A 19,505-nucleotide genomic window follows, 5' to 3' on the forward strand; every position below is an offset into this window, starting at 1 on the left:
GCCATGGCCTCGCCCCTGCCGACCGCCGCCCCCCGCCTCTTCGCCGCCGAGCCGCAGGTCGTGCGGCTGTGGAACGGCTTTCTCAACGGCCGGGTACTGGTGGCCGTGGTGCTGCTCGCGCTGCAGGGCTTGAGCCTCACGGTGCAGAGCCAGACCACGCCGCTGATCTGGGCGGTGTGCGCGATCTATCTGGCGCTGACGCTGTTCACGCGCGTCGCCGGGCGGCGCGCGCCGCCGCCGCCCCAGGTCGGCTGGCAATGGCTGCCGCTGATCGGCGTCGACATCGCCGTGGTCTGCCTGCTGCAGCTGCAGCAGACCGGCACCATGAACTACGCGCCGCTGCTCGCGCTGCCCATCCTGATGGCCTCGGCGCTGGGCACGCTGCTGCTGGCCTTCGCCACCACGGCCGGCGTCACCCTGCTGCTGCTGGGCTGGACCGGCTGGACCGGCCGCCAGGGCATGACGGATCTCACGCAGCAATACTTCCAGACGGCGCTGACCTGTGCGGGCTACTTTCTGATGGCCTACCTCACGCACCAGCTCGCGCAGCGCCTGCAGCGTGAACAGCAGCTTTCGCTGCAAAGCCGCCAGGCGGCCCATCTGCAGGAACAGGTCAATCACCTCATCATCCACCACCTCGACGACGGCGTGCTGGCCATGGACCGCCAGGGCCAGGTGCATACCGCCAACCCCGCAGCCCGGCTGCTGCTCGGCTGCGGCGCGGACCTGCTGCTGCCGTTCGCGCTCACCGCCAGCGCCGGCAATGCGCCGCTGGCCACGCTGGTGGAGCAGACCTTTGCCAGCGGCGCGGCGCTGAGCGCCGACATGGATCTGGTGCATGCCGACCACAATCCGCTGGGCCTGCATGTGCGCACCTGGCTCACGAGCCCGCTGGATGCACCGCCGCTGGCGGGCGACGCGCTGGCGGCGCAGTGGTGCGTGGTGTTTCTGCATGACCTGCGCGAGATGCAGGCCCGGCTGCGCACCGAGAAGCTCGCGGCCATGGGCCGCATGTCGGCCGCCGTGGCGCATGAAATCCGCAATCCGCTGGCCGCCATCAGCCAGGCCAACGCGCTGCTCGCCGAAGACCTGACCGACCCGGGCCAGCAGCGGCTGAGCCAGATGGTTGCGCACAACGCCCAGCGCCTGGCGCGCATTGCCGAGGAAGTGCTGGACATCGCGCGCGTGCAGCAGCAGATCCATGCCGCCGAAGCCAGCGCGCTGCCGCTGGACGAGCAGGTCGAGTCGATCTGGCAGGAGTGGCGCAGCCAGGCGCCCGGCGCCGAGGGCGCTGCGCGCCAGGCGCTGGTGAAGCTGCAGGCGCATCAGGCGCTGGTCGCCTTCGACGCCGAACATCTGCGGCGCGTGCTCGTCAACCTGCTGGACAACGCCCAGCGCTTTCGCAGCGACGCCGCCGACGGCCTGCAGGTGCACACCGGCCATGCGGGCACGGCGCCCGTGCCCGGCAGCGCCCCCCCTGTGGGCCCCCAGGTATGGCTGCAGGTCTGGAGCGATGGCGCGCCGCTCGATGCCTCGGTGCAGCGCCACCTGTTCGAGCCCTTCTTCTCGTCGCAGAGCCGGTCCACCGGCCTGGGTCTCTATATATGCAGGGAGCTGTGCGAGCGCTATGGCGCGCGCCTGGGCTACCAGCGACTGGCGCGCAGCACCACGCGCGGCAGCGTCGAAGGCAATGCCTTCACGCTGGTGTTCTATCCCACTGCCGTCCTGGGTACGCCCTCCTTCCGCCTTGACACCATCGTCGTATGACACCTGTGCCCCATGTCTGATATTGCTGCCTCCATCCTGGTCATCGACGATGAGCCCGACCTGCGCACGCTCTATGAGCTGACCCTGCTGCGCGAAGGCTACCGCGTCGAAACCGCCGAAAGCGTGCAGGAAGCACGCGCGGCGCTGCAGGCCCAGCGCTTCGACGCCGTGCTCACCGACATGCGCCTGCCCGACGGCCTGGGGCTGGACCTGCTGCACGAGCTGCGCGCCCAGCAGCGCCCCGAGCGCTGTGTGGTCATCACGGCCCACAGCTCGGCCGAGAATGCCGTCGAAGCGCTGCGCGCCGGCGCCTTCGACTACCTGAGCAAGCCCGTGGACCTCAAGCAGTTCCGCGCGGTCGTGGCCTCGGCCGTGCACCGGCCCGCGCCGGCCGCGAGCGCCACGCCCGGGCGCGGCGCGCGCGGCACGGGCGGGCGCGAAGCCGAAGCGCGCCTGGCCGACCCGGCGAGCGCGCTGGCGCAGCTGGTCGGCGAATCGCCGGCGATGCGCGCGGTCAAGCAGAACATTCTCAAGGTCGCCAAAGGCATGGCACCGGTGCTGGTCCAGGGCGAATCGGGCACGGGCAAGGAACTGGTGGCGCGCGCGCTGCACGCCTGCAGCCACCGCGCCGACGGCCCGCTGATCGCGGTCAACTGCGGCGCGATTCCCGACAATCTGCTCGAAGCCGAGTTCTTCGGCGCGCGCAAGGGCTCGTACACCGGCGCCACGCAGGACCGCAACGGCTACTTCCAGGCGGCGCGCGGCGGCACGCTGTTCCTCGACGAAATCGGCGATCTGCCGCTGGCCATGCAGGCCAAGCTGCTGCGCGCCATCCAGGAGCGGCGCGTGCGCCCGCTGGGCTCGACCCAGGAAGAGCCGGTCGACGTGCGCATCGTCAGCGCCACCCACCGCGACCTGGCCCAGGAAGTGCCCGCGGGACGCTTTCGCCAGGATCTGTACTACCGGCTCAACGTCATCGAGATCCATCTGCCGCCGCTGCGCGAACGCCGCGAAGACCTGCCGGCACTGTGCGAAGTGCTGCTCGAACGTATTGCGGCCGAGACCGGCTGCGCCGCGCCGCAGCTGTCGGCGCAGTTCTTCGAGCAGCTCGCGCGCCTGCCGCTCACGGGCAATGTGCGCGAGCTCGAAAACCAGCTGCATCGCGCGCTCACGCTCAGCGAAGGCCAGCAGTTGTCGCTGGACGCCGCCGCGCCCGACCCCCTCAGTGCCGCGCCCGTGGCGGCGGCTGGCGACCACGCCGCAGCCGACGCCGCGCCTCTGCCCCACGACCTGCAAGCCTGGCTGGACCAGCAGGAGCGCGACATCCTGGTGCGCGCGCTGCATGAAATGGGCTTCAACCGCACCGCGACCGCGGCCCGGCTGGGCATCAGCCTGCGCCAGATCCGTTACCGCATCGCGCGCCTGAACATCACCGCACCCCATGACAGTGACGCCGCCGACAACACCGACCCCCTGGCTTGAGCCGACAGAACCCGGCGATCGCTGGCCCGCCAGCCGCTGGCAAGGCGGCTGGTACCAGGCCGCGCGCGCCCTGCCCTCGCCCAACTTCGGCCCGCGGCCCGAGGGCGCGCAAATCGACTTGCTGGTGCTGCATTCGATCAGCCTGCCACCCGGCGAATACGGCACGGGCGCGGTGCAGCAACTGTTCACCAACCAGCTCGACTGGGACGCCCATCCCTATTACCAGACCATACGCGGCATCGAGGTCTCGGCGCACTTCTTCATCACGCGCGCCGGCGTCATCTGGCAGTTCGTCGATTGCGACCAGCGCGCCTGGCACGCGGGCGCGTCCAGCTGGCGCGGTCGCGGCAACTGCAACGACGACTCCATAGGCATAGAACTCGAAGGCCTCGAAGGCCTGACGTTCGAAGCCGCGCAGTACGCGGCGCTCGCCGCGCTGTGCGCCGACCTCGTCGCGCATTACCCCATACGCCATGTCGCCGGCCACGAACATATCGCGCCGGGCCGCAAGCTCGACCCCGGCCCGGGCTTCGACTGGGCGCGGCTGCGCGGCGCGCTCGCGGCCGCGCAACTGGAATGGCCGCCAAGCGCATAAGGCGTTTTTTCGGCAGCGTCAACCGGCGTCTGGCAACCACCTGTTTTTTGCCACGCCGCAAAAAAAAATTTGCCGTGTTCAGCGCTGTCGCGCTTCGCCGCGAGCCCGCGCGGACACTGGCATTCGCGCTGCACAGGCCCGCTTCGGCGCTGGAAAAGTCGCCCGATTCCGCCTCGACGGCTAGGGTTTCGGGTCCATTTCGCCCCCCCGGCTTGGGGTCCGCGCTACACTAGCACCCGAAGCAAAGACACTACCTGTAGTGGTCGAAGCCCTCCACAAGCACTACATTTAGTGTTAAAAAGTTGTGCACAGCGTGTGCATGGCTTGTGGACAAGCCTCCGCGCTGCCGGCCATCCGCCACTACAGCGCCATCACTTAAACGCCCAAGAGGAATCCATGCAAGAAGCGTTGAACCCCGTATCCACTGCGTCCGCCGATGCAGCGACCCACTCGGCTTCCGAGCAGTACCACGTGATGCGCCGCAGCGGCGATGTCGTGGACTTCACGCCGCAGAAAATCGCCATCGCCGTGACCAAGGCCTTCCTGGCCGTGCGCGGCGCCCAGGGCGCGGCCTCGTCCAGCGTGCGCGAAATGGTGGACGAGCTCACGCAAGGCGTGGTGCGCGCGCTGGTGCGCTCGCGTCCGGGCGGCGGCACGTTCCACATCGAAGACATTCAAGACCAGGTCGAACTCGGCCTGATGCGCGGCGGCCACCACGAAGTCGCGCGCGCCTATGTGCTGTACCGCGAGCGCCGCAACCAGGAACGCGCCGAGCAGAAGAAGGCCGCCCAGGCCACGGCCGCTCCCGCCCCCGTGCTGCATGTGACCGACAAGGGCCAGCGCGTGCCGCTCAACCGCGAAGCCCTGCTGGCGCTGATCGAAGCTGCGTGCAAGGGCCTGAACGCCGACATCAAGCCCGATCCCATCGTGCAGGAAACGCTGCGCAATCTGTATGACGGCGTGCCGATCGACGAAGTGTTCAAGGCCGCCATCCTGGCAGCGCGCACGCTGATCGAAAAGGACCCCGACTACACCTACGCCACCGCGCGCCTGCTGCTGCACACGATCGTGCGCGAAGTCATGGGCCGCGATGTCGCGCCCGCCGACATGTCGGCCGCCTATGTCGACTACTTCCCTGGCTTCGTGCAAAAGGGTGTCGACAACGAACTGCTCAACCCCGAGCTGCTCAACTACGACCTGCCGCGCCTGGCCCAGGCCCTCAAGGCCGAACGCGACCAGCAGTTCGACTATCTTGGCCTGCAGACGCTGTATGACCGCTACTTCCTGCACGTCAAGAAGACGCGCATCGAGCTGCCCCAGTCGTTCTTCATGCGCGTGGCCATGGGCCTGGCGCTGGGCGAGACCGACCGCAACGCGCGCGCCATCGAGTTCTACGAGCTGCTGAGCTCGTTCGACTTCATGAGCAGCACGCCCACGCTGTTCAACAGCGGCACGCTGCGTTCGCAGCTGTCGAGCTGCTATCTGACCACGGTGCCCGACGACCTCGATGGCATCTATGAGTCGATCAAGGAAAACGCGCTGCTGTCGAAGTTTGCCGGCGGCCTGGGCAACGACTGGACGCGCGTGCGCGCCCTGGGTTCGCGCATCAAGGGCACGAACGGCGAATCGCAAGGCGTCGTGCCTTTCCTCAAGGTGGTCAACGACACGGCCGTGGCCGTGAACCAGGGCGGCAAGCGCAAGGGCGCGGTCTGCACTTACCTCGAAACCTGGCACCTCGACATCGAGGAGTTCCTGGAACTGCGCAAGAACACCGGCGACGACCGCCGCCGTACGCACGACATGAACACCGCCAACTGGATCCCCGATCTGTTCATGCGCCGCGTGATCGAAAAGGGCAGCTGGACGCTGTTCTCGCCCGCCGACGTGCCCGACCTGCATGACCTGTTCGGCGCCGATTTCGAGAAGGCCTATACCGCCTACGAAACCAAGGCTGCGAGCGGCGAGCTCAAGCTGCACAAGACGCTGCCCGCCACCGACCTGTGGCGCAAGATGCTCTCGATGCTGTTCGAGACCGGCCACCCCTGGATCACCTTCAAGGATCCTTGCAACATCCGTTCGCCGCAGCAGCATGTGGGCGTGGTGCACTCGTCCAACCTGTGCACCGAAATCACGCTCAACACCAGCGACACCGAAACCGCGGTCTGCAACCTCGGCTCGGTCAACCTGGTGCGCCACATCAAGAACGGTCAGCTCGACCACGAGAAGCTGCGCAAGACCATCACCACGGCGATGCGCATGCTCGACAACGTGATCGACATCAATTACTACGCGGTGCAGAAGGCCAAGGATTCGAACCTGCGCCACCGCCCCGTGGGCCTGGGCCTGATGGGCTTCCAGGATGCGCTGTATGAAATGCGCATGCCCTACGCCTCGCTCTCGGCCGTGGAGTTCGCCGACCAGTCGATGGAAGCCATCTGCTACTACGCCTACTGGGCCTCGACCGAGCTGTCCAAGGAACGCGGCGCCTACTCGACCTTCAAGGGCTCGCTGTGGGACCGTGGCATCCTGCCGCTGGACACGCTGGACCTGCTGGAAAAGGCGCGTGGCGGCCATGTCGAAGTCGATCGCTCCATGCGCCTCGACTGGGACAGCCTGCGCAACAAGATCGCGGCCGACGGCATGCGCAATTCCAACTGCGTGGCCATCGCTCCCACGGCGACCATCTCCAACATCGTTGGCGTGGACGCATCGATCGAGCCTTCGTTCGGCAACCTGTCGGTCAAGTCCAACCTGTCGGGTGAATTCACCATCATCAACGGCTACCTGGTGCGTGACCTCAAGCGCCTGGGCCTGTGGGATGACGTGATGGTCATGGACCTCAAGCACTTCGACGGCTCGCTGCGCCCCATCGACCGCGTGCCCCAGGAAATCAAGGACCAGTACGCGACCGCGTTCGAAGTCTCGCCCGAATGGCTGGTCGAAGCCGCGTCGCGTCGCCAGAAGTGGATCGATCAGGCCCAGAGCCTGAACATCTACATGGCCGGTGCCTCGGGCAAGAAGCTCGACGACACCTACAAGCTGGCCTGGCTGCGCGGTCTGAAGACCACCTACTATCTGCGCACCACCAGCGCCACGCAGGTCGAGAAGTCCACGGTGCAAAGCCGCACGCTCAACGCCGTGTCCTCGTCCTCCGCCACATCGAGCGCCGCAGCGCCTGCGGCCCCCGTTGCCGCAGCGCCCAGCGCGCTTGAAAAGGCGGCCGCCGCCGCCCTGGCCAGCACGCCCGCAACGGACATCAAGTTCTGCGCGATCGACGACCCAGGCTGCGAGGCTTGTCAATAAGCCATTGAACGCCTCAGGGCGTTGACCCCACCCGGCCACGGCCGGTGGGGTGGCGTAAAGCGCGGCACCAGGCCGCGCTCGCTTTCTGCAAAAATAAGACGAATGCCGGCCCTCGGAATCCGCAGGCTCGCTCCACGGACCTCCGCGCGCAATGCCGGCCATGCTGCCCACAATCGCAGCCCCTTTCAGGAATACACCATGCTGACCTTCGACGACGACATCTCCTCCAACGCCCCGGCCGGCGACGAACAGGCCCCCGCTCCCGCCGCCTTCAAGCGTGTGAATGCAGCCGACAAGCGCATCATCAACGCCAAGACCGATGTGAACCAGCTGGTGCCTTTCAAGTACAAGTGGGCCTGGGAAAAGTACCTGGCCACCTGCGCCAACCACTGGATGCCGCAGGAAGTGAACATGACGCGCGACATCGCGTTGTGGAAGGACCCCAACGGCCTGACCGAAGACGAGCGCCGCATCGTCAAGCGCAACCTGGGCTTCTTCGTCACGGCCGACTCGCTGGCCGCGAACAACATCGTGCTGGGCACCTACCGCCACATCACGGCGCCCGAATGCCGCCAGTTCCTGCTGCGCCAGGCCTTCGAGGAAGCCATCCACACCCACGCCTACCAGTACATCGTCGAATCGCTGGGCCTGGACGAAGGCGAGATCTTCAACGCCTACAACGAAGTCAAGTCGATACGCGACAAGGACGAGTTCCTGATCCCGTACATCGAGGCGATCATGGACCCGAACTTCCACACCGGCACGCCCGAAAACGACCAGACGCTGCTCAAGTCGCTGATCGTTTTCGCCTGCCTGATGGAAGGCCTGTTCTTCTACGTCGGCTTCACGCAGATCCTCGCGCTGGGCCGCCAGAACAAGATGACCGGTGCCGCCGAGCAGTACCAGTACATCCTGCGCGACGAGTCCATGCACTGCAACTTCGGCATCGATCTGATCAACCAGCTCAAGCTCGAGAACCCCCACCTCTGGACCAACGAGTTCAAGGAAGAGATCAAGGCGCTGTTCACCAAGGCCGTCGAACTCGAATACGCCTATGCCGAAGACACCATGCCGCGCGGCGTGCTGGGCATGAACGCCTCGATGTTCAAGGGCTACCTGCGCTACATCGCCAATCGCCGGGCCACGCAAATCGGCCTGGAAGAACTGTTCCCCGGCGAGGAAAATCCCTTCCCGTGGATGAGCGAGATGATCGATTTGAAGAAGGAACGTAACTTCTTTGAGACACGTGTGATCGAGTATCAGACCGGCGGCGCACTTTCCTGGGATTAATCGCTCTCCAGCAGGCACAATGGCACACATCAACCGTCCCGAACAAATCACTTTGAATCAAGGTGCTGCGCGGGGCGATTCCGTGTTCATTGCGATGCGTCACTCCACATCGCTATGGATCGCTTCCTGCCCATGTGCAGTCGAAGTGTTTTGTGCAAATCGACCAAGGAGAAGATGATGGCAACTGCGAAAAAAACGGCCGACAAAAAGGCCTCGACTGCCGCCCCGGCAGAGTCCGTGAAGAAGGCGGCAGCACCGGCTGTGGCGGCCCCCGCCAAGGCGGCAGCCAAGGCCACGACCGTGACCAAGGCCGCTGCACCCAAGAAGGCTGCTGCGCCCAAGGCCGCAGCCAAGCCCGCAGCTACGGCGAAGAAAGCTGCCGCGGCCAAGCCCGCAGCTGCGACCAAGACCGCTGCTGCCAAGCCAGCCGCAACCTCTACCAAAGCCGCGGTGACCAAGCCGTCCACGGCTTCGGCCAAGGCTGCTGCTCCAGCGAAGAAGGCTGAGGCGCCCAAGGCTGCTGCACCTGCCAAGAAGGCTGCCGCACCCAAGGCTGCTGCATCCAAGGCTGCTGCACCGGTGAAGCCAGCAGCTCCCGCGAAGAAGGCTGCTGCGCCCACCAAGGCCGCCGCTCCCGCGAAGAAGGCTGCTGCGCCCGCCAAGGCCGCTGCTCCCGCGAAGAAGGCTGCTGCGCCCGCCAAGGCCGCCGCTCCCGCGAAGAAGGCTGCTGCGCCCGCCAAGGCCGCCGCTCCCGCGAAGAAGGATGCTGCGCCTGCCAAGGCCGCCGCTCCCGCGAAGAAGGCTGCTGCGCCTGCCAAGGCCGCCGCTCCCGCGAAGAAGGCTGCTGCTCCGGCGAAGGCCGCTTCTGCCAAGGCTGCCGCTCCCGCGAAAAAGGCTGCCGCTCCTGCCAAGAAGGCTGCTGCTCCTGTGAAGGCTGCCGCACCGGCGAAGAAGGCTGCAGCTCCTGCCAAGAAGGCCGCTGCACCCGCGAAGAAGGCTGTTGCGCCGGCAAAGGCCGCCACGCCTGCCAAGGCTGCTGCGCCCGCGAAGAAGGCTGATGCACCGGCAAAGGCCGCCGCGCCTGCCAAGGCTGCTGCTCCCGCAAAGAAGGCTGCTGCAAAGAAGCCCGCCAAGGCCGCTGCAGCCCCTGCTGCCGTTGCCGCCCCCGTGGCACAGACCGCGCTGAACCCGCAAGCCGCATGGCCCTTCCCCACGGGCACCAAGCCCTGAGGCATGACGCTCCGCGCCAAAGCCCGAAGCCGCAAGGCCTCGGGCTTTTTTCATTCCGCAAGAGTTCAGTCCAGAACTCCGATCCAAGCGCCGGCCCATGGGGAGCCCTTTCTCGATAGATGGAACCTTTGAATGAAAGCTATCACATAGTTATTGACTATTGATATTCAATAGCGATCACTAGGCCAAATTTTCATTCAACGACTTTCCAGACATCCATGACACCTGAACAACTATTGCATGCCTATATCACCAACCAGGATCAAATCATCGCGCAAATAGACCGCATCAACTTCATGTGGAAATTGCGCGCAAAGCCGGGCTCCTTGCTACCCCGGCTGACGGCACTGGAAGACCATCATCCAGAAGTCATGCAGCAGCTCCGAGAGGTGCAGCAAAAACATGTCTTGTCGGTGATGCATGCCATGGACTATCTGCAAGACGTGGTGTTGCCGCAGCAGCTGTGGGACCTGCAGAAGGAAAGGCAAAAGCTGTGGCTTCAGGTGAATCAACTGATCGATCAGGTGCCGCCTGCATCGACTCAGGAACCGCAGCCGGATACGAACACCGGGACAGATGCAACGCCGGACAGCGAGACAACCGCTGCCGCTGCAGCCACCCCCTCCGAAGATCATGCAGACAAGGTTGAGGAAAAGAACGAAGCGGAAGATAGTCCAGACACGCAGGAAGTCATTCCAGCGATCGTTGGCGCGTCCTCTCAAGCAGCGGATCATCTGGCATAACCACCGCTACAGACCGGCGAGGCGGGCACATGCGCCGTGCACTGCGCCCCCTGCGCTGCCTCAGTCCGGCTTATGCCAGATACGCTGCCACAGCTCACCCAGGGCCTGGCGCAGCGGAAAATCCAGCGCCTGCTGCTCGATGTTCACGCGGCCTGCGGCGACATCCGCGGCGCTGCCCAGCAGAAAACGAAAGCTATAACGGCCTTCACTGCCCATGCGCAGGTCGCTCAAGTACAGGTCATCGCCTTGCTGTTCCAGCTTCACGAAGTCGTGCGCGAAGTCCGCGAGCAGGCGCACGGCCGGCGCCTGGGGCGCGTACAGCGCCTGCAGCGCCGTGCCGCGCTCATGCCGGGTCCAGGCCATGTCGCCGTCCTGATCGAATATCGAGTAATAGCCTTCCCAATAGTGCGTGTCGCCCAAAGCGACGACGCGCCACAGCAGCGTATTGAGCGGCGTCGCGGTCACGAGCATCTGCGGCGCCGCTATGCGCTGCGCTGCGAGCGACGCCTGGGCCACGCCGCTCGCATGCTGCTGCGCCAGAACGCTCCAGCCCAGGTACAGGCTGCTCAGCACCAGGCCCATGCGGTTGGCGCGAAGGCCTGCGAACGCCTTGCGGCCCAGCGCCAGCACGATGCCCACCAGCAGCGGCAAGGTATAGAGCGGGTCGATCACAAAGACACTGCCCAGCCCGTAGGCCCCGGTGCTGAACGGCCGCAGCAGCTGCGTGCCGTAGATCGTGAACCAGTCGAGTATCGGATGCGTGACCAGCACCAGCGCCATCGCCACGGCCCAGCGGCGCCACAGCGCGCCTTCGCCGTGCAGCCGCGCTATGCACGCGCCCAGCAGCGGCGAAAGCAGCAGCAGGTACAGCAGCGAATGGCTGTTGCCGCGGTGGTTGACCATGTTGGCCAGCGCATTGCCATGGTCGATGAACACATCGAGATCGGGGAGCGTTCCCGCGACCGCACCCCATAGCGCGGCTTTCCAGACCGCCGTGCGCCGCCCCATGGTGGCAATCGCCAGCGCCGAACCCAGCGCGATCTGTGAAACGGAATCCATGCTCGTCCAGGTTCAGAAAAGAGATTGGGCCATGAGCGTGTGGCACGCCCGCGGCTGCGCCGGGGCTTACTCCACCGCGAAATCAAGCAGGTAGTTCTGCGGCCCCTTGCTGGCGATCTTGAGCGCGCCCACGCGGTTGCCGAGTTCGGCGCAGCGCACCAGCGACCAGCCCTTCTCCAGGCCGAACAGCAGCGCGCCACGCCATGCGTCGCCGCAGCCCGTGGGATCGACGACCTGCTTGGGCGTGACCGGCGCGACCAGGGTCTTCGCGCCCTGCTCCCAGACTTCGCAGCCGTCGGCGCCCAGCGTCACCACCAGGCCCTTGACCCGCTGCGAAAGCGCCGCGAGGTCCAGTCCCGTGCGGTCGCAAAGGACCTTGGCTTCGTAGTCGTTGACCGCGATCCAGTCGGCCTGCTCGATGAAGACCTTGAGTTCGTCGCCGTTGAACATCGGCAGGCCCTGGCCCGGATCGAAGACGAATGGAATGCCCGCTTCCTTGAACTGGCGCGCGTGCTGGATCATGGCGTCGCGGCCGTCGGGCGCGACGATGCCCACGGCGGCGCGCGTCTCGCCCGAGATCTGCAGCAGATGGGCATGCGACATCGCGCCGGGGTGGAAGGCGGTGATCTGGTTGTTGTCGGTGTCGGTCATGATCATGGCCTGGGCCGTATAGATCTCACCGCTTTCGCCGACATGGCGCGTCGAGATGCCCAGCTCGCGCATGTGCTCCAGGTAGCTCGCGCCGTCGCTGCCGAGCATGGCCATAGGCAGCGGCTCGCCGCCCAGCAGCTTCAGACTGTAGGCGATATTGCCCGCGCAGCCACCGAAGTCGCGGCGCAGCGTGGGCACCAGGAACGACACATTGAGAATATGCAGCTGATCGGGCAGGATCTGGTCCGCGAAACGACCCTCGAAGGTCATGATGGTGTCAAACGCGAGGGATCCACAAATGAGGGCGGCCATAGTCGGTGAGTTTTCCAAAGATCAGGGATAAAAGACAAGAGCACGATAACCCGCAATGCGCGTCGGCGTGGCGCTGACGGCCAGCGGAATGCGCACACTCCATTCGGCCTGGGCGCCCAGCGTCGCGGGCGCCTGCAGATCGGCGGGCAGCAGCACGCGGCGCAGCACCGGCTGGTCCTGCAGGTCGGTGAGCGTGAGTTCCACGGCGGGCATGGCGAGTTCGGTGCCGGCCTGGTTTTCTATGGTCAGGCTCAGCAGGTAACTGTCGGGCTGGGCGCTGCGCGTGAAGGCCGAGCTCGCGATCACGACCTGGCTGATGTCCTGGCGCGCCGTCAGCGTGCAACCGGTCAGCGCACACAGGCCTTGCAATGCGGGGCGCAGCGACGGCAGCCGGGCGGCGAGCGCATTGCGCTCGTGCAGCGCAACCTGCAGCGCCAGTCCCACCAGCAGCACCGTGCTGCCCAGCGCCAGCGCCAGGCGCACGCCGGGCGCATGCCAGAACGCCTTGCGCCGCGCGGCGCGCACGAAGCCGGGTTCGGCCTCGGGCAGCGGCTGCGCAAACGGGTCGGTGGCCACGGTCTCGGTGGCGTCGGACAAGGACGCGGATTCCAGCACGGGCTCCGGCGCCGGTTCAAGTTCGGAATCCGGTGACAGTTCGGGTACCTTGGCCGGCTGCGCGGCGGGCGGTGGCGCCGTGGAATCCTCGGGCTCGGGCTCGGGCTCGGGGTCCAGGTCCGGCTCGGTACGGGCCTCGGGTGCGCTCGCGCGCGCCGGCGCCATATCGGCTTCGGTCAGCTCGGGCCAGGAAGCCGGCGTGTTGGGCCTGGCGGCCGCATCGAGCGGCAGGTCCTCGTCGTCGTCGACCGCCGTGGGCAGCGCATAGCCTGCGGCCTCGGGCAGCACCACCGGCGCCGCAGCGACGGATGCCGCAGCCATGGCAGGCGACTCCAGCGTCAGCGTGGCGTCGAACACCTGCTCGCACTGGCCGCAGCGCACCCAGCCCTCTGAAATGCGCAACTGGTCGGCCACCACCTTGAACTTCGTTCCACAAGAAGGGCAGCGCGTGGTCTGGCTCATCGGCAGTTCCTGTCAAAAGTGGGGCGACCGAAGGCGCTCAGCGCGAAGCGGTCATCAGGATCCAGCCGTCCTGCGCATCCGCGACTTCGAGCTTGACCCAGGGTGCATAGGCCTCCTTGAGCTCATCGGCCTGGCGCTCCAGGATACCCGCGAGCACCAGGTTGCCGCCCGCGGCCACATGCGCGCACAGCAGCGGCGCGAGCACCTTCAGGGGCGAGGCCAGGATGTTGGCCAGCACCGTGCCGTACTCGCCGCTGGCCTTGTCGGGCAGGCCAGCGGACAGCTGCACTTCGTTCGCCTGGGCATTGAGCAGCGTCGAGTCGACGGCCGCGGTATCGATGTCCACGGCGTCGATGTCGACCGCGCCGAACTTGGCCGCGCCGATGGCAAGAATGCCCGAGCCACAGCCGTAGTCGAGCACGCGGCCCAGCGATCCCTGGGGCTGGCGTGCGATCCAGCGCAGGCACATGCGCGTCGTTGGATGGGTGCCGGTGCCGAACGCCAGACCTGGATCGAGGCGGATGCTGACCTTGGCTTGTTCAGGCATGTCGTGCCAGGTGGGCACGATCCAGAACTCGGGCGTGATGTCCACAGGCGTGAACTGCGACTGCGTCAGGCGCACCCAATCCTGCTCGGGCACATTGTTCACGCCCAGAATGGTGCAGCCTTCGAAGAAGTCCTGCAGGCTCAGCAATTGGCGCGCTTCCTGTGCGAGTTCCTCGCTGGGAAACAGCGCGACCACGCGGCTGCGCTGCCAGCCGTCCTTGGGCGGCGGCATGCCGGGCTCGCCAAACAATGCCTGCTCGGCCTCGGTCTGTGCATCGGCGTCTTCGACCGATACGCTCAATGCGTCCAGCGCGTCGAGCGCATCGCTGATGGTTTCCACCCGGTCTTCGGGGCACAACAGGCTCAGTTCAAACATGACGCCGTTCCTTGTAAAAATGAAAATGCCGGCCTCCGTCGCCAGAGGCCAGCATATGCGGTCACAGCCCTGCGGCCGGACTCATCGCTTGGGGTTGCGCAGCTGCAGCCACTCTTCCAGATAGTGGATGTTGGTGCCGCCTTCCATGAACTTGGCATCGACCATCAGATCCTTGTGCAGGGGAATGTTGGTGTTGATGCCTTCGACCACGGTTTCCAGCAGCGCCGTGCGCATGCGGGCCAGGGCCTGCTCGCGCGTGTCGCCGTGGACGATCAGCTTGCCGATCATCGAGTCGTAGTTCGGGGGAACGAAATAGTTCGTGTAGATGTGCGAGTCGACACGCACGCCCGGGCCGCCCGGCGCATGCCAGGTGGTGATGCGACCGGGAGACGGCGTGAACTTGTACGCGTCCTCGGCGTTGATGCGGCATTCGATCGCATGGCCGCGCAGCTCGATCTGGCGCTGCGTGAACGGCAGCTTCTCGTCGGCCGCGACCATGATCTGCGTCTTGACGATGTCTACGCCCGAAATCATTTCGGTCACGGGGTGCTCGACCTGAACCCGGGTGTTCATTTCAATGAAATAGAACTCACCGTTTTCGAACAGGAACTCGAACGTGCCCGCACCGCGGTAGCCGATCTTCTTGCAGGCCGCGACGCAGCGCTCGCCAATGCGTTCGATCAGGCGGCGTGGAATGCCGGGCGCGGGCGCCTCTTCGATCACCTTCTGGTGGCGGCGCTGCATGGAGCAGTCGCGCTCGCCCAGATAGACGGCGTTCTTGAACTTGTCGGCCAGCACCTGGATTTCAATGTGGCGCGGGTTCTGCAGGTACTTTTCCATGTACACCGCGGGGTTGCCGAATGCCGCAGCGGCTTCGGCCTTGGTCATCTGCACGGCGTTGACCAGCGCGGCTTCGGTATGCACCACGCGCATGCCGCGGCCACCGCCGCCGCCTGCGGCCTTGATGATCACGGGATAGCCCACGGCCTTGGCGATGCGGCGGATCTGCACCGGATCGTCAGGCAGCTCGCCGTCGGAGCCGGGCACGCAAGGCACGCCGGCCTTGATCATCGCCTGCTTGGCCGAGACCTTGTCGCCCATGATGCGGATCGACTCGGGCGTGGGGCCGATGAACTGGAAACCGCTCTTCTCGACGCGTTCGGCGAAGTCGGCGTTTTCACTGAGGAAACCGTAGCCGGGGTGGATGGCTTCGGCATCGGTCACTTCGGCCGCGGAAATGATGGCCGGCATGCTGAGATAGCTCAGCGGAGAAGGCGCAGGGCCTATGCAGACGGCCTCGTCGGCGAGCTTGACGTACTTGGCGTCACGGTCGGCTTCGGAGTAGACCATCACGGCCTTGACACCCAGTTCGCGGCAGGCGCGCTGGATGCGCAGGGCAATTTCGCCCCGGTTGGCCACCAAAATTTTCTTAAACATGGAAGTCCTCGCAGCGCAGTGCCTGCGTATGGGCGCACGCCACAGTCATGGGCACAGCCGGGCGACAGGCGCGGCTGCTACTTTTTGCTTCACGCAGCATCACAGGCTCGCCGATCACTCGATCACGAACAGTGGTTGTCCGTATTCCACCGCCTGGCCGTTTTCGCCCAGGATGCGGGTGATCTTGCCCGACTTGTCGGCTTCGATCTCGTTGAGGATCTTCATCGCTTCGATGATGCAGATGGTCTCGCCTTCCTTGACCTCGGAACCCAGCTCGACAAACGGCTTGGCACCCGGGCTAGACGAACGGTAGAACGTTCCCACCATCGGCGACTTCACGACATGACCGGTCTCCGCAGCCACGGGAGCGGGCAGCTCGGCCGTGGGAGCGGCAGCGGGAGCGGGCGCCACGGGGGCGGCCACGGGAGCGGCGACATACTGCTGCAGTACCTTGCCTTCGCTCTTGACGATACGCACCTTGCCTTCGGCCTCGGTGATTTCCAACTCTGACACGTTGGATTCAGAGACCAGATCGATCAATGTCTTGAGTTTTCGCAAATCCATGGGAGCTCCAGCGACTAAAACTTAATAAGGGCGCGAATTTACTCCAATTTCGCCCTACTTCGCGTTTCGAGGCACATTTTTCATCAACATCGCTAGGGAGATTAGGGAAAAAAGGCATGCCCCAGGCTAGCTTTGGGCCCATTTCGCAAGATCTTGCGCGCTCAGTTCGCCTATTTTACGTTGCCGCAGCTTTCCGTCTGCGCCCAGGAACACCGTGAACGGCAGTCCGCCGTTCATGTTGCCCAGCTCGCGCGTGAGCTGGGTGCCATCGGCAGCCATGCCCACGGGAAAGCCCAGCGGCTGGCGCTGCAGGAACTTCTGCACCGGCGCGGGCTTGTCGACCGCCAAGCCTACCACCTGAATGCCATGCACGGCTTTGCGGCCCGCAAATTCGCTGAGCAGCGGCAGCTCGCGCACGCAGGGCGGACACCAGGTGGCCCAGAAATTGACGATCAGCGGCTGGCCGCGCCAGGCCGCCATGGGCAGCGGCGCGCCGTCGGGCGTGGTGAACTGCTGGCGCCACAGCGCCTCCTCCACGCCAGGCTCGGTCGCGCCAGGCGTCAGCCGCCACCAGGCGACACCTGCGCCGGCCATGGCGGCCACACCGGCCACACCCGCGCCCAGCCACAGGCGCCGGCGCGAGGAAAGGGCTGCAGCGCCTGCGGGCACGGCAGCCGCAGAGGACTCATCGGACTGGTTGGATAGCTTCGTCATGGGTTCCATTATCTTCACGCAGCAGTTTGCGCACCGCCGCCGTATCGCCGCGCGGACTGCGGCCGTGGGCATCGGGGCGCAGCGCGCCGCGCAGATCGTCGAGATCGTAGACCAGCAGGTGCACGCCCACGACCACGTCGAGTTCGCGGCACATCACGCCCAGGCTCAGCGCCTCGACATCCTCGCCATGAAAGCCCGTGACCGTGCTCGGGTCGTAGTCGACATGGTGGTTGATGAGTGCGATTTCTGCCGACTTGCAGTCATCGCAGAACAGCTGCAGATAGATATCGGACAGCCGCGTCGCCGTGCCGCGCCAGACCGCGCCGCCCAGATGCGGGCGGAACTCGGCCATGCGCTCCATCCACTCGAGCGCCAGCCCGCGCAGCGCGCGCAACTCGGCCGGCTGGGTGTCGGCGCAAAACAGCGTTATGTACTCACGCACCGCGTCCTCGACGCGGTCGTTGTCGGGCAGTGCGGTGCGCGCGGGCAGGCCCAGTTCACGCAACGCTCGCCGCTTGGCCGCGCCCCAGTCGAGACCATCTTCCACAACCAGGCGCGCGGCGGTGTGGGCGATCTCATCCATGAGTGAGTCTTGTTGCATAAAGCCTCCCGAAAAACGCCGAACCGACAAACACCCGCAGCGCATCACCGCAGGCCCCTGGCGACAGAATACCGGGATGGCATCGCCCCGCCGTGCCAGCGGTGATTGTCGGCGCCGCGACCATTGGCCAGGCGCGCGCCGCAACGCCATTAAATGCGCGGCCCCGGCTTTTTTGCAAGCCCTTGTCACCGCGGCGCGACCAACGCGCTTGCTGCGCTGCGCCAAACGTAGAATCCCGAGCCATGCACATACATATATTGGGGATTTGCGGCACCTTCATGGGCGGACTCGCCGCACTCGCGCGCGAAGCGGGCCACCGCGTGACCGGCTGCGATGCCGGCGTATATCCCCCGATGAGCGACCAGCTGCGCGCCTTGGGCATAGAACTGATCGAAGGCTATGACGCCGACCAGATCAGCCTGCGGCCCGACATGTTCGTCGTCGGCAACGTCGTCAGCCGCGCGCGCCTGCCCGACGGACGCGCGAAGTATCCGCTGATGGAAGCGATTCTCGACGCCGGCCTGCCCTATACCAGTGGCCCGCAATGGCTCAGCGAGCATGTGCTGCGCGGTCGCCATGTGCTGGCCGTGGCCGGCACGCACGGCAAGACCACGACCACATCGATGCTGGCCTGGATTCTCGAATGCGCGGGCCTTGCGCCGGGCTTCCTGGTCGGCGGCGTGCCGCTGGACTTCGGTGTGTCCGCGCGGCTGGGCGCGGCCACGCGACCCGTTTCAGGGCCGGGACCGGCGGGCGCCGAGCCGCTGTTCGTGATCGAAGCCGACGAGTACGACACCGCGTTCTTCGACAAGCGCAGCAAGTTCGTGCATTACCATCCGCGCACGGCAGTTCTGAACAACCTGGAGTTCGATCACGCCGACATCTTTGACGATCTTGCAGCGATCGAGCGCCAATTTCACCATCTGGTGCGCACCGTGCCTTCGTCTGGGCGCATTGTCAGCAATGCGCTGGAAGAGAGCCTGACACGCGTGCTGCACCAGGGCTGCTGGAGCGATGTCTGCGATTTCGGCTCGGCCGTGAGCGACTTCAGCGCCCAGGGCGAGCCCCATGCTTTCGATGTGCTGCAGCGCGGCAAGAACGTCGCGCGGCTCGAATGGTCGCTGACCGGCGTGCACAACCAGCTCAACGCACTGGCCGCAATCGCCGCGGCCCAGCATGTGGGCGTGACGCCAGCCCAGGCCTGCGCGGCACTGGCGCGCTTTCAGAACGTCAAGCGCCGCATGGAGCTGCGCGGCACGGTGCGCGACATCGCGGTGTTCGACGATTTCGCCCACCATCCGACGGCGATACGCACCACGCTCGACGGCCTGCGCCGCAGCACCTCGGCCGACCGGCGCATCCTCGCGGTGTTCGAACCGCGTAGCAACACCATGAAGCTGGGCGCGATGAAAGCGCTGCTGCCCTGGTCGCTGGAAAGCGCCGACCTGGTGTTCTGCCATACAGCCGGCCTCGACTGGGATGCGGCGGCGGCGCTCGCCCCTATGGGCGTGGGCCAGGGCAAGCGCGCCCAGACCGCGGCCGATATCGACACGCTGGTCGACCAGGTGGTGGCCGCGGCCCGGCCCGGCGATCAGGTGGTCTGCATGAGCAATGGGGGGTTTGGCGGGATCCACGGCAAGTTGCTGGAGCGGCTGGGCCAGCAGGCAGGTTGAGGCGAGGCGCGCGCGTTCCCCAGCAGGCCGTGGCCCACCACGAACGGTTGCCTCATCCGCCCTGAGCGTGCCTGCGCCCCACTGG

16 protein-coding genes are annotated in these 19,505 nt (G+C 65.9%); 8 read left to right on the plus strand and 8 right to left on the minus strand.

The genetic code is table 11. The annotated features are described in order from the left end of the window. Positions 1–3 precede the first annotated feature (3 nt). The 7 genes from ACSVDO_RS18020 (at position 4) to ACSVDO_RS18050 (ending at position 10,410) form a co-directional block, all read left to right on the plus strand. Positions 4–1,767 (plus strand): ATP-binding protein, encoded by a 1,764-nt coding sequence (locus ACSVDO_RS18020; RefSeq protein ID WP_489593804.1) that lies wholly within the window; start codon positions 4–6, stop codon positions 1,765–1,767. Between the two features lie 12 nt (positions 1,768–1,779). Further along, positions 1,780–3,249, plus strand: a complete 1,470-nt coding sequence (locus ACSVDO_RS18025) for a sigma-54-dependent transcriptional regulator (RefSeq protein ID WP_332684108.1) — start codon at positions 1,780–1,782, stop codon at positions 3,247–3,249. Then, on the plus strand, positions 3,209–3,844 hold the full coding sequence (ampD, locus tag ACSVDO_RS18030; RefSeq protein ID WP_489593806.1) for a 1,6-anhydro-N-acetylmuramyl-L-alanine amidase AmpD: 636 nt from the start codon (positions 3,209–3,211) through the stop codon (positions 3,842–3,844). The genes ACSVDO_RS18025 and ampD overlap by 41 nt, the downstream gene beginning before the upstream one ends. 396 nt (positions 3,845–4,240) lie before the next feature. Next, positions 4,241–7,147, plus strand: a complete 2,907-nt coding sequence (locus tag ACSVDO_RS18035) for a ribonucleoside-diphosphate reductase subunit alpha (RefSeq protein WP_489593808.1) — start codon at positions 4,241–4,243, stop codon at positions 7,145–7,147. 198 nt (positions 7,148–7,345) lie between these two features. Continuing rightward, a complete protein-coding gene (locus ACSVDO_RS18040; protein WP_332549379.1) occupies positions 7,346–8,437 on the plus strand; it encodes a ribonucleotide-diphosphate reductase subunit beta in 1,092 nt (363 codons plus the stop codon). Between the two features lie 177 nt (positions 8,438–8,614). Next, on the plus strand, positions 8,615–9,667 hold the full coding sequence (locus tag ACSVDO_RS18045; protein ID WP_489593810.1) for a hypothetical protein: 1,053 nt from the start codon (positions 8,615–8,617) through the stop codon (positions 9,665–9,667). Positions 9,668–9,885: 218 nt separating this feature from the next. Further along, on the plus strand, positions 9,886–10,410 hold the full coding sequence (locus tag ACSVDO_RS18050; protein WP_489593812.1) for a hypothetical protein: 525 nt from the start codon (positions 9,886–9,888) through the stop codon (positions 10,408–10,410). Between the two features lie 60 nt (positions 10,411–10,470). Here the strand turns inward: ACSVDO_RS18050 and ACSVDO_RS18055 are convergent, their stop codons facing one another. From ACSVDO_RS18055 to ACSVDO_RS18090, 8 genes are all read right to left on the minus strand, one after another. Beyond that, positions 10,471–11,469 carry a metal-dependent hydrolase gene (locus tag ACSVDO_RS18055; RefSeq protein WP_489593813.1) on the minus strand — a complete coding sequence of 333 codons (999 nt, stop codon included), beginning with the start codon at positions 11,467–11,469 and terminating at the stop codon, positions 10,471–10,473. A 66-nt stretch (positions 11,470–11,535) separates the two neighbouring features. Then, positions 11,536–12,432 carry a carbohydrate kinase family protein gene (locus ACSVDO_RS18060; RefSeq protein WP_489593815.1) on the minus strand — a complete coding sequence of 299 codons (897 nt, stop codon included), beginning with the start codon at positions 12,430–12,432 and terminating at the stop codon, positions 11,536–11,538. Between the two features lie 21 nt (positions 12,433–12,453). Then, positions 12,454–13,509, minus strand: a complete 1,056-nt coding sequence (locus ACSVDO_RS18065) for a zinc-ribbon and DUF3426 domain-containing protein (protein WP_489593817.1) — start codon at positions 13,507–13,509, stop codon at positions 12,454–12,456. 37 nt (positions 13,510–13,546) lie between these two features. Continuing rightward, complete coding sequence (gene prmA, locus ACSVDO_RS18070; protein WP_489593818.1) at positions 13,547–14,431, minus strand: 50S ribosomal protein L11 methyltransferase; 885 nt, start codon at positions 14,429–14,431, stop codon at positions 13,547–13,549. Between the two features lie 81 nt (positions 14,432–14,512). Next, positions 14,513–15,868 carry an acetyl-CoA carboxylase biotin carboxylase subunit gene (gene accC, locus ACSVDO_RS18075; protein ID WP_159913325.1) on the minus strand — a complete coding sequence of 452 codons (1,356 nt, stop codon included), beginning with the start codon at positions 15,866–15,868 and terminating at the stop codon, positions 14,513–14,515. A gap of 114 nt (positions 15,869–15,982) precedes the next feature. Beyond that, entirely contained in the window at positions 15,983–16,432 is a 450-nt protein-coding gene (gene accB, locus ACSVDO_RS18080) for an acetyl-CoA carboxylase biotin carboxyl carrier protein (protein ID WP_213300295.1), read from the minus strand. A gap of 126 nt (positions 16,433–16,558) precedes the next feature. Continuing rightward, positions 16,559–17,026 (minus strand): TlpA family protein disulfide reductase, encoded by a 468-nt coding sequence (locus ACSVDO_RS18085; protein WP_332539276.1) that lies wholly within the window; start codon positions 17,024–17,026, stop codon positions 16,559–16,561. Positions 17,027–17,117: 91 nt separating this feature from the next. Then, positions 17,118–17,747 carry a hypothetical protein gene (locus tag ACSVDO_RS18090; protein ID WP_332539256.1) on the minus strand — a complete coding sequence of 210 codons (630 nt, stop codon included), beginning with the start codon at positions 17,745–17,747 and terminating at the stop codon, positions 17,118–17,120. 242 nt (positions 17,748–17,989) lie between these two features. Here ACSVDO_RS18090 and mpl point away from each other — a divergent pair, with 242 nt between their 5' ends. Beyond that, positions 17,990–19,420 carry a UDP-N-acetylmuramate:L-alanyl-gamma-D-glutamyl-meso-diaminopimelate ligase gene (gene mpl / locus ACSVDO_RS18095; RefSeq protein ID WP_489593821.1) on the plus strand — a complete coding sequence of 477 codons (1,431 nt, stop codon included), beginning with the start codon at positions 17,990–17,992 and terminating at the stop codon, positions 19,418–19,420. Positions 19,421–19,505 lie beyond the last annotated feature (85 nt).

It is taken from the genome of Comamonas sp. DB36 (assembly GCF_057914905.1).